The 15087-nt window shown below is 39.3% G+C and carries 9 protein-coding genes; all 9 read right to left on the reverse strand.

Going from position 1 to position 15087, the window contains the following annotated elements:
* Window positions 1-28: 28 nt before the first annotated feature.
* The 9 genes from RSK81_RS10075 to RSK81_RS10115 all read right to left on the reverse strand — a co-directional run bounded on the left by RSK81_RS10075 (window position 29) and on the right by RSK81_RS10115 (window position 14968).
* Window positions 29-790, reverse strand: a complete 762-nt coding sequence (locus RSK81_RS10075; protein WP_315686702.1) for an elongation factor Tu — start codon at window positions 788-790, stop codon at window positions 29-31.
* Window positions 791-1101: 311 nt separating this feature from the next.
* Window positions 1102-5622 carry a S8 family serine peptidase gene (locus RSK81_RS10080; RefSeq protein ID WP_315686704.1) on the reverse strand — a complete coding sequence of 1507 codons (4521 nt, stop codon included), beginning with the start codon at window positions 5620-5622 and terminating at the stop codon, window positions 1102-1104.
* Window positions 5623-5948: 326 nt separating this feature from the next.
* The gene (locus tag RSK81_RS10085; protein ID WP_002911274.1) at window positions 5949-7034 is read right to left on the reverse strand and encodes a HigA family addiction module antitoxin; all 1086 of its coding nucleotides are present in this window, start codon (window positions 7032-7034) and stop codon (window positions 5949-5951) included.
* Window positions 7027-7365, reverse strand: a complete 339-nt coding sequence (locus RSK81_RS10090; RefSeq protein ID WP_002911273.1) for a type II toxin-antitoxin system RelE/ParE family toxin — start codon at window positions 7363-7365, stop codon at window positions 7027-7029. The genes RSK81_RS10085 and RSK81_RS10090 overlap by 8 nt, the downstream gene beginning before the upstream one ends.
* Before the next feature lie 127 nt (window positions 7366-7492).
* Complete coding sequence (locus RSK81_RS10095) at window positions 7493-8068, reverse strand: hypothetical protein (RefSeq protein WP_002911272.1); 576 nt, start codon at window positions 8066-8068, stop codon at window positions 7493-7495.
* Window positions 8068-9045 carry a hypothetical protein gene (locus tag RSK81_RS10100; protein WP_002911271.1) on the reverse strand — a complete coding sequence of 326 codons (978 nt, stop codon included), beginning with the start codon at window positions 9043-9045 and terminating at the stop codon, window positions 8068-8070. Before RSK81_RS10100 ends, RSK81_RS10095 begins: the two co-directional genes overlap by 1 nt.
* A 16-nt stretch (window positions 9046-9061) precedes the next feature.
* Window positions 9062-10300: a restriction endonuclease subunit S gene (locus RSK81_RS10105; protein ID WP_002911270.1), complete on the reverse strand. Its 1239-nt coding sequence runs from the start codon at window positions 10298-10300 to the stop codon at window positions 9062-9064.
* Window positions 10293-11897, reverse strand: coding sequence for a class I SAM-dependent DNA methyltransferase (locus RSK81_RS10110; RefSeq protein ID WP_315686706.1), 1605 nt, complete (start codon window positions 11895-11897; stop codon window positions 10293-10295). The genes RSK81_RS10105 and RSK81_RS10110 overlap by 8 nt, the downstream gene beginning before the upstream one ends.
* Window positions 11897-14968, reverse strand: coding sequence for a type I restriction endonuclease (locus tag RSK81_RS10115; protein WP_002911268.1), 3072 nt, complete (start codon window positions 14966-14968; stop codon window positions 11897-11899). The genes RSK81_RS10110 and RSK81_RS10115 overlap by 1 nt, the downstream gene beginning before the upstream one ends.
* Window positions 14969-15087 lie beyond the last annotated feature (119 nt).

Here is a 15087-nt window from a genome sequence, read left to right on the forward strand (position 1 = left end):
CTTAGACATTTGTTACTCCTTAATTTGTTTATATTTCTTTGTCTATTATTTTCTGCTGTATGAACCAATCCAACAAGGGAAGTGTTTTATCTGTGTTTACCCACCGATGATAAGAATCAAAGACCGTTTGCACACTGCCTAGATTTTCTACTAACTTGTCGACTGTCAAAAAACTGCGCCAGTATTCGTAAAAAATACTAGCATAATTCCCTTGATAAGTCGAAGTGCCGAAATCATTCAATGAGTGCCAACCGTGCTTTTTCTGAAAGAGCTCAACAAGAGACTGATTACAGGCCTTTTCCGTTTGAAATCCCTCATCTGTAAAGAAATACTTGCGGCTAATATACTCAACCATCCCTTCTTCAAACCAGATATAGGCACCGTATCCATCAAAGTCATCTAAAAAATGCTCCGACCAATGAGCCAACTCATGTCCTACAATCTGTAAGAGAGAATTTTCAGACAAAGACTGATAGTGGTTTGCTATTGCTTGAGTTTGGTGAGAGGTCTCGTAATTCTCCAACTGAAGGAGATACAAATCTTTCCAAACCGTCAATTCGGGAGTCATAACCATCCGCCTATCATTTGTATAGGCTGGTACAGGAATTTCCCGAATGATCTGCGTAGCAGAATCAAAATCGGACCAAATGATGGCTTGCGGCAAGTCATAAACCGCAAACTCGTCTTTTAAAAATGTTAGATAATCCTGCAACTTTGCGGAATTCTTTGCGACGAAATCTCGAAAAGCTGCTAATTGGTTCTCGTCTTTTACAAGATAAAGGTTCTCCACGAATCTCCTTTCTTTCGAACAATGGATTCAGTACGCAAAAGAACCACATCCGACAGTCCTAGGCTATTTCACCTAGGGGCGTCAAGACGCGGTTCCACCCTAATTTATTACTTCATTACTTTAAAAATTATAACCGAAAGCGCCATCTGCACTGCTTCCCTATCCGGCTCACACTAGCCCGAACTCGCTAAAAAGTAGACAATGAGAATTCTTTCTAAAAAAGATTATAGCAGAAAATAGGGCCAATGTAAAATACTTATCTAAAAATCCCTCAAGTTTCAACTTAAGGGATTTTAACTAATCTAAACCAATTAGACTTGTTTAGGTTTTTTCGGTCTCACAACTCTTGGCTTTCTGCCATCAAGTTTTCTCTTGGCTGCTCTAAGATTGGCGATGGCTTCTTTGACATCTTCCTGGCTGGCACCTGGATTGGTCAAAACTTCCTTAGCCTGTGCATAAGCCTCTAGATAAGCCGCCTTAACCGCGTCAGTAGCATAGATAAACTTATTGCTGATGGCTTGGTAATGCACTTCATCATCGACTAGCTTCTTGAGATTGGTAAAGTTAGTCGCCTTGCCATCCAGCTTCTTCTCTGCTGTAGTCAGCTGAGCCAGGGCAGTATCAATTTGCTCCTGGGTCACCTTGTCCTGCACCAAGAGCAGAGCGACTGCTTGGAAGGCCTTGTCATAAGCGCGACGAGTCTTATCCTTAGCATTGGCATAAGTACCTGTCTTAGTGGTAGCCGCATAAGCCTCTACTGCCGCTTTAACCGCAGCAATATCAGAGTCCTTGCCGTCTAGATCAGCAGATGCTGTTTCTAGTTTTGCTCTTACGGCATCGACTTGCGTTTGGGTCAGTTTGCTTGTCAAAGCTTCCTTGGCTGCCTGATAGGCTTGGTCGTAGGCTGTGCGCTTCGCTGCAGAAGCATTGTAATACTGAGCAGTGCCGACCAGACTAGACTGCTGATTGACAGCTGCCAGCAAGCCTGACTTGACGATAACTCCCAGCTTCAGCAGGTTATTCTTACCTTCTTTGACCTCGACAGTCGGCTCATTTTCCCAGAGCTCGTAGCCAGTCGGCAGGTTGACAAAGACAGAGTAGAATCCAGCTGCTACGGATCTTCCAAAGGCATGCTTGCCAAACAGTTCTGCTGGAAGCGTATAGGCATCCCCATTATTATTCTTGAGAACCACTTGGGTATTCTTCGGAACAGCTTGATCAAAGGCAACGCTGACCGGTGCAAAGACCAGCTTCTTGACTAGAAACTCAATCGTCTTAAAGCTATCTTGGGCTGTCAGCTCAAACTCCTGAGTCAGATCGCTATAGAAACGAAGCCCATCCTTATCATAAGTAAAGATCTCTGCTGTATAGCGGCCAAATGGCAGAGCGTTGATTTTCTTGCCCTTGTCCAGTTCGACATACTTGCCCTTGCTATCCTTGATTCGATAGACAAAGGTCGACGATACATCCTGACGTGTATTAGCATCTACCAGAGCGACACGGATACGACCATCATTTTCAGCACTGACCAGTTCTGACAGAGCTATGGCATCACGGTTGCCTGCATAGTCCTCTACCACATAGAAAATCTTAGACTTGTCCACTCCTTTTGGCAAGGTGTAACTGCCATCCGCATTGGCTGAGATGTAAACCCGACGCTCGTAATCACGCTCAATGCCAAAATCATCCACGGCTTTATAAGTCTCTTTCCCTTTTTCATCTGCTTGCAGATAGAAGACCTGTTCTCTCAAAATACCGCCGTTGCCGACATCTTTTGGCTTGCGAGCCGTAAAGGTTTCTGCGCCATCCTTGGTACTGATATAGCCTGAACTAATCAAAGGTTTCTGCGTATCGATCTGCAGCTTAAAGGTAATCTGCTGCTCTTTAGCACCTGGTACATCTGGTGTATAGCGAACCACATAGGTATAGAGGCCATCTTCCAGCTTCTCACCCTTGCTATCACGACCATCCCAGTATGTATCTTCTAGTAGGTAGGACTTAGGATTGTCTGACTGACCACTATAATAGTTCTTGCGGCCTTCTCTAATCGTGCTGCTCTGCCAGATTGGGAAGCGATAGTCCGTATCATCTGCCGTATAGACACTAGCTGTCAGATTATTGATATTGCGATAGAGAACTGTCCGATACTGGATGCTGTCCTGATTACCATCTCCATTAGGTGAGAAGGCCAGACGAATCTTGCCATCCGCTCCCAGCTGCAGCACATGCTTACCATCAGCATTTTCTGCAGTTCCCAGTACAATTGAGCTGCGAGCAGCTGTTCGACCGGTAGAATAAAGTGTGTCATTTGACTCCGTCACAAGGGAAGAGACATTGTCATCAGACAGGATACCCTTGTCCTCTGGCACTGGGTAATAGAAGCCTGACTTGCCTTCTTGGACCAGATTATAGATTGGTCTTTCTACAGCTGGAAGATCTTGGAATTGCCCACGGAAGCCCATAAATGGCAGACTAACCACATCGCCGTCATCTGCTGGATCGACAAAGCGGACAAAGCCTTCTAGGAAATAGCCATTCGGCATCTGCTTGATCAACTCTTCTGCAAACTTAGCAGTATTTACCTTGACCGTCACTTTCTGGCTGCTGTGAGCCTTGACAGTAATTTCTGGCCAGACTGTTTCAGTTAGTTTGCGCGGTGTCAGAGTAAAGTAGCCATCCTTGACCGCATCCGTGTTGGTATTGACAATCATCTTCAGCGTCCGGTCCTTATCAGTGATATTATGAACCGTAACATCAAAGGTGAAGCTGTCTTGGACATTGCCCAAGGAAACGCTAGGATATTGGTTATCTCCTGTCACATAGAGACCAGTAGAAATAGCAGCTGCTGTATCTACGATACCAGCTCCCTGCTGACGCGGAGAAGTATAGACACCTGTTTCCTTGTTGACGTGCAGCTTAGCCGTAGACATGATGAGAGCTTTGACCAGATCTGTATTCTGGGCAGGTGTTAAGTCTGGATAATGCTGAAGGAGATATTCCTTGACCAGAGCTGCTACACCAGCTACATGAGGCGTAGCCATACTGGTTCCCTTCATAGAGCCATAGGTATTGTCATTAAGCGAAGAGTAAATATCGCCACCTGGTGCTGTCACATCTGGCTTGAGCAAGCCATCTGTCGTTACACCCCAACTAGAGAAGTCAGACAGACTACCAGCTCCTGGATGCGGCCGATTGACCTTAAGACCATTAAAGACTACCTTGTAATTACCAGCTGCCAAAGCCTCTCCATATTCCTTACTGATAAAGGCTGATGGAACCTTTTTAGATTCACTGTCCAGGCTCATAGTAAGGTTAGCTCCGTCGACATTATTGTAGATCAGAGCACCAACAGCACCATGGCTGATGGCATTTCTAACCTTTTCAGCAAAGGTAAAGGAACCTCGCTGGATAAGAGCCAGCTTCCCTGTCAAATCCTTACCAGCAAAGTCCTCTTCACGGCCAAGACCAACATGGACATATTCATATTCCTTGCCCTTTTCAAAGGTTGCATTTGTCTCGCCCATGGAGTAGCTGAAATGACCGTTCAAAAGCTTATCGTTCTTTTCCAGACCACGAACTTCCATGACTTCCTCTGTCAGAACAGTGTTATTGACAGAAGCGACTGAGATAGAGCTTTCTGCTGTTGAAGGATTGCCAACTAGACCATAGTCTGGATTTTCAACCAGCGGCTTAGAGTATTCACTTCCGAAGGTGTTATCATTACCCGCCGCAATGACAACGCTCACCCCCTTGGCTCGAGCGCGCTCAATAGCGGCCTGCAGACTAGGGCTGACATCAACCGTTGAACCTGTTGCTGAACCTAGACTCATATTGATGGTATCAGCTCCCAAAGCCACCGCATCATCAATGGCTTTGATATAGATAGCGTCGCTAGTTGTACGTTGACGGTCTGAGAAGACCCTCATAAACATAACTTGTGCTTCTGGCGCAACACCATAGACATACTCGTCATTAGGAGCTTTCTTGTTGGGATTTCCCGCTGTAATCCCCGTTACGTGCATACCATGCGAGTAACTATTCTTTTCCTTGATATTGTCATCACCATCGATATAGTTATAGGCATAGACAACTTTGCTGTTGTACCATTTCCCGTAGTCAATACCGGCCTTTTTCTTGGCCTCTTCCAAAGCTGCCTCTGTCTGATACTTGGCCTTTGACGGGTCAGAAATCTTCAGAACCTCATGGTGGACATCCAGACCTGAATCGATAATCGCTACCACACGGCCTTGACCTTTATAGCCTTGAGACCAGGTCTGAGGAACCTTGATGATCTCATTGGTACTGATACTGCTCGGTTTAGCATCCCGAGAAGTTGGTGACTCTGCTACTGCATCAGGATTAGCAGCAGGCTTTTCTGAGTTTGCGGCTGACGGAGACTCTGCAGTCGGACTAGCCGGATCTGTCGGCTTGGTCTCTGTGGCAGATGGCTGAGTTACCTTCTCAGCACTTGAAGAAGCCTCTTCTAATGAAGAAGTCGCTCCTTTCTCTACAGGAGCTACAGATGCTTCCTTAGCATCTGCCGTAGAAGGCTGACTAGCCTGCTCTGTACTTGAAGCAGCCGATTCAGAAGAAGCTGGTGCTGCTTTCTCCACAGGTGCTGGACTTACCGGCTGACTCTCAGGTGTAGCTGCTTGAGAAGCAGGCTCAGTCGCTGATACCACAGTGGCAGTCGGCAGGCCTTGCCCTGACGAACTAGCTGTCACCTGCTCATCCGCCTGAGCCTGTCCCGCACCAAAAACCAGGGCAGTCCCCAGCAGAACGGAAGCCAAACCGAACTTGTATTTACGGAGTGAAAAACGTTGTCTTTGCATAGAAGTCTCCTTACTTTATTTATAAACCATATTATAATAAAAATTTTCTGACAATTCATACACTCCTAACAAATGTAACAAAAATGTAACAATACCGAACGTTATAGTCAAGAACAGCTATATGATAAAGTTTCAAGTCTCTATTTATTTGAAATACAGAATAAATACAGTTTAAAATCCGGAAATAAGAAAAACCAATCAGAACTAGCTCAGAATGTACCAGTTTGATTGATTTGTGATAGGATGTTTATGAAATATTATTTCTCATTGATAAATAAGCAAACGGACTACTTCTTAGAATAAAATTCTCATAAAATCAAAAATGCTCAAGAAACAAAGTAATAGTTCTCTTTTAATTCTCTAAACTGCTCATATCCAAGGTACTGCTCCTTCTGCAAGCGTCCTAAGACAATACTAGGGTGAATATCTATTTCCTCAGCAAAGCAAAGGATATCTGACTTATCAAAGTTCCCTTTTTCAACAAAAGCTTGATAGTCTTCAGGTCTAATCAAGAGATCTTTTGCAAACTGGTCTGCCTGCTCCTCGGAACGAAGGTATGACTCACTATTTCCAGCATCAGATGAAAAATCATTCTCCAAAATATGCCCAATCTCATGGAAAAGGGAGAACCAGAAAATATCTGATGCTTTGTTTCGATCCGTCAGTAATAGCATGGCACTCCCATTTCCAAATTTTTTCGTAGCACCATTCAGATTGGCATTTGGCAAAGCTGGTAGACTGACTAAGACAACACCACAGTCTAGCAAGATATCAGACAAGCGTTGAGGAAAGACTTCTGGGTCTTGTCTGGTCAACTTTCTCAAGGCAGGCAAGCTTCTTTCTAGCTTTCTACGATTGAGCTTAGTAGTTGTTTTATCACGTGCTTTTTTAGATGCCAACTCCAGCATGATATTGGAATTCACTATACTTTTAGTAGTGAACTCACGTGTATTCCGATAACTCACTAGATGATTGAAAGTTAAGAGGTTTTCTAAACTTGCAACACCTAGAATCTTGCGAAGTTCGACAATCTTTTCTTTCAAAGTATAGCGCTTTTCTATAACATAGCCCTCTTCCTTAAAATACTTAAAATCAATCATCTCACAGATTTCTTTCTCACAACCTTCTTCTAGCTCTCTTTGTTCTACAATCTCTGCCACTTTTACATCGTAAGCATTTTGAAGATTGAGCCAGGTTTGCATGGAAACTCCGCTTAGCTTGGCTAACTTATGAGCTGTTTCTTTACTAATGGACTCCTCAGCATTGACGAGCTTGCTGACAGTCTTTGCAGAAACTCCTAAACGCTCCGCAAATTCTTTTTGCGTCACGTTATAATCTTCAATCATCTCTTCAACATACTGACCTGGATGAAAAGCAATCAGGTCTTTGTATTCAACAATTTTATTACTCATAGTGATTGCTGACCTCCTCTATTTTTAGGATTTCGATTTCAATGGGACTAGGAAAAACCTTTTCTAGATCCTCATCACGAAATTCTACAATCAAACGATAGGAACTCTTTCGACCATCTATATCCAAAGCAAACTGTCCCTGTCTCTTTCCCTTAAGTTGGTGAAAGTGATACTTAGGAAAAGCTGTCACACTAGCCAAAGAATCCGCTGCTTCCAAAAAGTTGATCAAGAGATGCAACTTTACAGCAACCTTATCCGAAAAATCCTTTTTCGCCTGCCTTAGCTCTGTGCACTGCTTTTTAACAGTTTTGTTTGTATAGATGAGCTTCATAAGTTCCTTTCTGTTAAATTAAATTACCTATTAGGTAATTTAATTATACCATCTTTAAACAATAAAAACCAGCCAAAGGTTGATTTGGCTGGGATTATAGTTAATAATTTATAATAAAAATTGTTACCTATTTTCTTTTTAAAATGTAAATTCCATCACCTAATCTATAACTAGTTAATTCTACATCTGTTTCTCTCGCTGTTTCTATATCATCAAATGAGAGATTTGTTATGATATGATGAGCGTGAGGAAAACCTGTAACTCCAAATATCTTAAATCCAAATACTCCTAGAACAGGATTAAGATAACTTGCATTACTGCCAACATACATCAATCCAATTAAAAGAAATAATAATGAATTCATGATAATACTAGTTGTATTATTCATATCAAAAGACAGTAACGGAGTAAAATACGTAACAATGTAGTTCATCAATGAATCACTTTCCGGTGATATTTCCATTTTTCTCGGTATTTTGATACTTTCCTTACCATCAAACTTAAATAATTTCCATAATTTAATAAATGAAATAAAAATTAGAACAACAAAAACTGCACGAATCAATTTATGATTGAAATCAAGAGCTATTAATCTCTCAAATGAAAATTTGGAATAATTAATATTACTAAAAAGAAGCCATAAATATAGTGGTAGGTACGAGGTGATAAACAATGTCCACTTAGAAAAAAGATCTCGCTGCATTACATACGTCCTTCTTCAACCGTTTCAACTTCAGAAATATAAGCTGTTACAAGAGCATCTGATATAGCATTAATCAATTGAACACAATTTTTCTCATCAGTAATACTTAGCTTTCCATTACTGAACGTAACCCCTTCAATTGCTTTATAAAATTTATGATTAGAATCATTTTTTATAGTTTGTATTTTGTCAATATGTTTAACTGTTTCTGTAAAACGATTCGTATCAGAAACAATTTTAATTAACCTCGTAGCAAGTCTTTTACCATTGATCACTTTTGTTTTCAAAAAATTAATTGAAGCTTGTTCAAATATAGTTTTTATATTTGCATTAGTATTTAGAATTTCTGTTGCTTGCTCAGCAAATTTTTGATTCATTCCAAATATAGAATCAAATTTTGATTCAGCTTGATTGATTAAAATTTTATCATCATTGACAATCATCAAATCAATCTTCTTATTCAAACCAAATAGGTTATTTTGATTACGTAGATTAATTTTATTATCCGTAAAATTACCAATAATCCACTTTTTTTCTAACTGAAATGCATTTACAAACGAACCAATGAATTTAAGATTAATTAAATCATCCTTTTTTATGACAACCAAATAATTGTGTAATGTTTTTTCAGTTTCACTACTCGAACTAAGTAGATGTTGTTGTTCATCATTAAATTTTGAAATTACAGATTGAATATTTCCGTAGTTCGACACCTCTACTTGCTCATGTACATTCTTATACGTTACGACCGGATCATATGGTTTTATTTCTCGATTACTAAAAATAGATTGCCCCATACTTTCAATAATTGATTTTATCACAGTTTCTTTAGTTTTTTTATCAGCATCTTGTTTATATAAAAAAATCTCATTTTTCTTAATTTTAATTAGAAAAATCTTAACATATTCATCAAAATCTGGTTGTTGACTAAAAGAAGCCAACCCGTTTTTTTCATCATTAACATTTATTGGAATCAATTTATGCCTCTTTCCACTACTCCACCTTCACCTGTCCATTCATCAGCATTGGCAAGAGCCAATCGCGAAGTTGGGTGAGTTGTTTATTCTCTTCGATTAAATTAAGTTGCTGTTTATCAATTACTTCTAATTTTTGATTAATCTCAAATAACAATTCCAACGGAATTGCTGGGACTACAATTTTGTTCATATTTTCTTGATTAATTTTCATTTGAATTGAACCTGTTTTAATTTTCATAACCGAAACATCCTTCAATAGCATCATAAGAAGTTTACAACTATGATTCTTAATTGGTTCTAGAACATGAGCATGATTGTTTACCCAATTTTTTCCTGAAATACGTTGTAAAATAGGGGTTCCTTTCTCTGTCATTACAGAACCATCTTCAGCCATTAAAACATAATCTCCTTCAAAAATATAATTATTGACATAATCCATTATTCCTGTAGCGCCATAATAGGGTATTTCCCCTTTTACAAGCTCCCTATCATTACTAGATAACGGAACTCTTTTTGAGTCATGGCATATTGTGATATCCCCCAACTTCTCCACTCCCCACCCCTCTGGGATTTGGCGTTTGAGTTCTGGGTTATAGACCATCTTTCCACCTGATGATTTGTAGGGTTTGCCATTCTGGTCTGGGAAATCGAACTGCACAAACCAGTAGTCATAGAGAGTCTTAGCCATGGTTTCCAACTCTTGGTTGATTTGATTGTTAATTTGGATTTTTTGGTCAATAGATTTAATATTAAAAATAATTTCTTTCTGTTCATCCAATGTTAATTGAGGAATACTAACAGTTTCTAAAATTGAAATTGGTAACTGAGGTTGAGCACTACCAGATATAAGTCTACTGATTTGTTTTTTGAAAAGATGAGATTGAAAAAACAAATAAACAAAATAGGGATGCCAGAAATTCTTGTTTACCCTAATTATTACCATTCCTGAATTAATCCTAATGTTACTGAACGGAACCTCTTGAGAATATAAGGCAACATTCCCTACTGTTCCTCTTGTGGTAAGAACTATATCATCTCTTTGTAACTTACCATTCCTTAGTAAATTATCCTTTTCTTTTGTAATAAAATCTAAATTAGAAAAATCAAAGCTATTTTGTCTAACATTACCTGTATTTAGAAAAACACAATCACCTTCTAGCAATAACTCTGATTTCTTAGGGTAATTAATTCCTCTATCTCCATCTATAAACTCTAGTTCTGCTTCTTTCAGAGTTAAAAACTTCCACTCACTCATACTTCAACCCCTTCATTTGCTCTTCAATCTCCTGCTCCAACACATGCGATTGCTGAAAGAGATCTGAAAGTTTATCTTGAAAGGCGGTCATCTTGGCTTCAAACTCTTCTGCTGTGATATCCACATAGTCTATCTTGATGTCAAAGTATTGGCCAGCGCTAAGAGAGTAGTTTTTCTCCTTGATATCCTCATAAGAGACAGTGACAGAAAAATCCTCGACGGCTTCTTTCTTGATAAAGGTATCAACGATCTTCTGCTCTTCCTCAGGAGAAAGCACAGTCTTTTGGTTTTTGCCTTCCTTGACCTTGGTTCCGAGGTTTGAGGCATCAATAAGGACGACATCGCCCTTATTTTTCTTATCGATAAAGAGGATGGAGACGTTAGTACCTGTCGTCGCAAAGATATTGGAAGGCATGGAAACGACACCACCCAGCATTTGATTGTCCACCAAATGTTGACGGATAGCCTTATCAATCCCTGACTGGGCAGTGATAAAGCCTGTCGGCAAGACAACGGCTGCTTGACCATCTGACTTCAAGGAGTAGATGATATGCTGGACAAAGAGCTCGTAAATCGCCATCTTGTCCTTAGACTTAGCTGGAACCTTTGGCACTCCTGCAAAGAAACGCTCACTGGCTTCTGGCAAGCTCTCCACTCGGTCACGCCACTCTGAAAAGTCCAGCTTGAAAGGAGGGTTTGACACGATATAGTCCATCTTTTCAGGGTGACGGTTGGCGATAATGGTATTTCCCTGTACGATATTATGGATGGAATGTTGCAATCCATTCAAGATCAGATTGAGACGGAGGAGATTAGAGGATTTTTGCGAGATATCCTGACTATAGACTGTGGTCTTATCCACACCGATACGGCTAGCTAGGTTCATGAGCAAGGTCCCCGAACCAGCTGACGGATCATAGATACGCACGTTTGATGGCTGGTCATTTCCCACAAGAATATCAGCAATAATCTTAGCCACAGAGTGAGGCGTATAGTACTCTGCATACTTGCCTCCACCGTCTTTGTTATAGTCCTTGATCATGTACTCAAAGAGAGTAGAGAAAAAGTCGAAACCTTGTGAAAAAATGGTCTCATCAAATTTGATACGAGCAAGTAGATTGATGATAGCTCTTGCGACTTGATTACGTTTGCTTGAATCTGAAATATTATCTGTAATTAAACGCTCATCAAAAAGACGAATAGCTGTGTCTCCATCCGTATGAACAGAGAAGATATCATTATTGTCAATAGCTATTTGGTTGAGAGTCGTTTCAAAAATTTCATAGAAATTGTCTTCATTTTGCTTACGATGCAAAGTCTCAATGAACTGCTCAGGTTTAAGCTGAGCAGTCGCAGTACCTATATCTTCCAAAAGCCACCTATAACCATCAAGGCTCATCTTAACAAGTTCCTCATAGATATTCTTTGTATCTACTGCCTTTGCTTCATAGAGAAACTTATCATTTAAAAACTTATATAAGAAAGATTGGGTAAGAAGCTTGTATTCACCAGCCTCTCCTCCTAAACCAGCATGTGTAAAAACAGCTTTTAAATCATCAACTAAATCTTGGACAAGATTTTTGTAATTCTCATTCATTAATGTTGGTATTCCTCTTCATATTGTTCAAACAGTGATTCAACAAGCTTTTCAAAATTTTCTCTGGTCAAACTACTGTTTAATTTTGTTTTTTTCATTTCCTCGCGAGCTGCCTGACTAATCATTCTTTTTAGAAAGGCCTCATTGTCCAGTACACCTTGATTTTGACTGACGAGTCTATCAACCTGAATCTTAGCTCCCTTGATGACATGATAAACTGCTGGAAAAGCACTAACTTTGGATGAGTTAGTTGCATGCTTATAGCTTCTAGCAGCCATCTCATCTCCATCAAAATTCATGGTCAAACGTCTCATACGACTTCGATAGTCATCCACTGCTCCAAAAAGTTTATGATAAGCCTCTTTGGTATGCAGAATAACATCCATGGTGTAGCCTTCTTCCTCATGGATCATATGTTTTTTCATAATTCTCTTGAACTCTTCAAAAAGTTGAACCCATTCAGGATCTTTTTTATCTTTATGATTATTAAGTCCATTGGCGATCCGCCGACGTAAATCGTCCAGGTCATTAGCAGCTAATCGCAATTCCTCTTCTGCAATCTTTACAAAAGAAAAACTAGTTTCTGACATCGCGAGGTTCAGTAATGCCTGGCTAGAAAAGTCATCTGGTCTTTCCATAGCAGAAAGGTTGATCAATCTTCTGGAGATGATGTTCAAAAAAGTCGAAATTAATTTGATATCAATTTGATCCATTAACTCCTTATAGCCTAGGAGACTTGCAATGTTATAGTACTGCTTGACAGATTCTATCGCTTTTTTGAGTTCAATCAACTCTCTTCTGTCCTTCACTTCATCAACAGCTATTGCAAAAGCCGCTCGATTTCCAGTTGGGTAATCCATCAAAATAAGATTTGATTTTTCCAATTCTCGACTAATCTCATCAGCTGGTACAAAAAGAGACCCAAAGACATCTTCTTCATTTTCACCAGTGACCGTAATATCATACTCATGATTAAGTTCCTCAAGATAGGCTCGATTAGTCTTATCAAATTCTTTGGAAATATCCGCAAAGTCAACTACATAACCGAACAAATAATCTTTATAGGGTCTATTAACACGAGTCAAAGTTTGTAAGAGATTATGAGCTTTTATTTTGCGACCTAAATAAAGACGTTTCAGTCTGGGAGCATCAAAGCCAGTTAGAAGCATAGAGTAGACAATAATCAAATCAATCTTGCCTTCCTTAAATGCTTCCACCCTTTCTTTCTTATAGTCCTTATCCCCTTCATCATGCAAAATGAGAGCTGAACTTAGGTTTGTTTGACCATTTCGCCGTCGTTCCTCAAGCTGCCGTTCTAGCTCACGAGCCTGCTTGGATGAATCACAAACAATCATGCCTCCGATAGAATCATCATCAAAAATAAACTTCCTTGCTCTAGTGAAATCTTCTAAGATAAAATCTAACATAGGTGAGACATACTTACGATGAGCAAAGATATCCTCTTTAGAGAGCCCGCCACGTTGAATTTCTTCATTTATCGAACGAAGATTCTCTTTATACGAGGTTTCAATATCTTCTCGCATCAGTCGGAGAGTAAAGCCATCTTCAATAGATTGGTTATAGTAATATTTATGGATGTAATTTCCGAAAATATCTCGCGTAGTGGCATGACTTTCTTTGGTCCGTCCGTCTTTCTTGTACGTAATCAAAGGCGTTCCCGTTAGAGCAATTTTAATGGCCCGCTTGTCCGAGTTATAAAGATTTGGTAGGTAGGATCCACGTTCATTATAAGAACGATGAGCTTCATCAATAAAATAAACATTTTGGCAGTTAAGGTCATAGCCAGAACTATCCGTCAAATCGGAGCTGTCTTTAAATTTTTGTATATTTACAACAGCTACATCATAGCCATCATGTTTTTGGTTTAATTCTTTCGGTTTATTGATACGTTTAACCCGTAAACCGCGCTTAGCAAACTCTCTATAAGCTTGGTCAGCCAAATCTAAGCGATCAACAACAAAATAGAATTTTGGAATAACACGTTTTTTTGAAAAATAATTCTTTAAGTAGCGAATATTAAAATAAGCCAAAGCTGTCTTACCCGAGCCTTGAGTATGCCAAATAACACCCTTTTTAATATTCTTTGAAATCATATCTTTGATAGCTCTGGTAGCAAAATACTGTGGATAGCGCATTATATGCTTTTGTAGTTGGCGTTGTCCATCCTTACCCTCTTCCTCAACATACGCAAGCCCAAAACGTAGCATAAAAAATAGGCGTTCTTTTTGATATAGAGAAGTCAAAAACGAATTGCATGGTGTATCAGGTTGCATATTTGTTACAAACTCTGGAAGAGTTTGAAGTGGTAGCTGATTCATATCTTCCAAAACATATTCAATATCATCCTGAGTCAGAGTCTGAAAACTATGAAGAAAATCAACCTCTCTTTCTTCTTTAAAAGCATTGAATTTAGTCTTAGAAAAGGCGTTTGAACAATAATAAGACCCCTGTTTTTGTCCTCCTTGCCCACTCACGTAAGATGAATTATCTGAAAACGAAATAAATTGTGTTATATTATTGAAACGGCGAAATTTCTTATTTTCAAAGCGATATCTCGTTCTATCCTGCTCGGATTGAATGCCAGTTTTTCCATCTCTAATCGCATTGGGCTGTTTCACTTCAATATAAGATAGCGGCAATCCGTTAATAAAAATCATCACATCCGGTCTAAACTCATCATTGCCATTTTGACAAGATACTTCCATGGCTACATGAAAAGTATTCGCTCCCGGATTGTTCCAATCAATATAGGTCGCACCACCATCTCCTTGAATACGATTATAGAAAGCTCGACCCAAATCATTTTGATTCAGCTCTAGCTTGATATTATTTAAATCTCGTTCAAAGTCCATATCAGTTGCATAATTATTCAACTTACGATACTGTTCTCTAAAAATAGATACCAAAATATTCGTTTCGGGATCCCTTTCAATAATTTCTTGGCTTTTACGAGACAAATAGGTATATCCTATCCTAATTAGGTGTAGTACTGCAGGAATCTGTACGCGAGTTAATTCAGAAAATCTAATTTGGTCTGCTCTTGTTCCCATATAATCAACCCTTACTATAAAATCTATTATTTCTTATTATACCATTTTTTCACTCGTTTCTTATTCATTACATAAAATAACTCAGTAAATTTAAAAATCTCTCAATCTATAAATTGAGA

This window comes from Streptococcus sp. DTU_2020_1000888_1_SI_GRL_NUU_041A, assembly GCF_032387735.1.
GTDB lineage: Bacteria > Bacillota > Bacilli > Lactobacillales > Streptococcaceae > Streptococcus > Streptococcus sanguinis.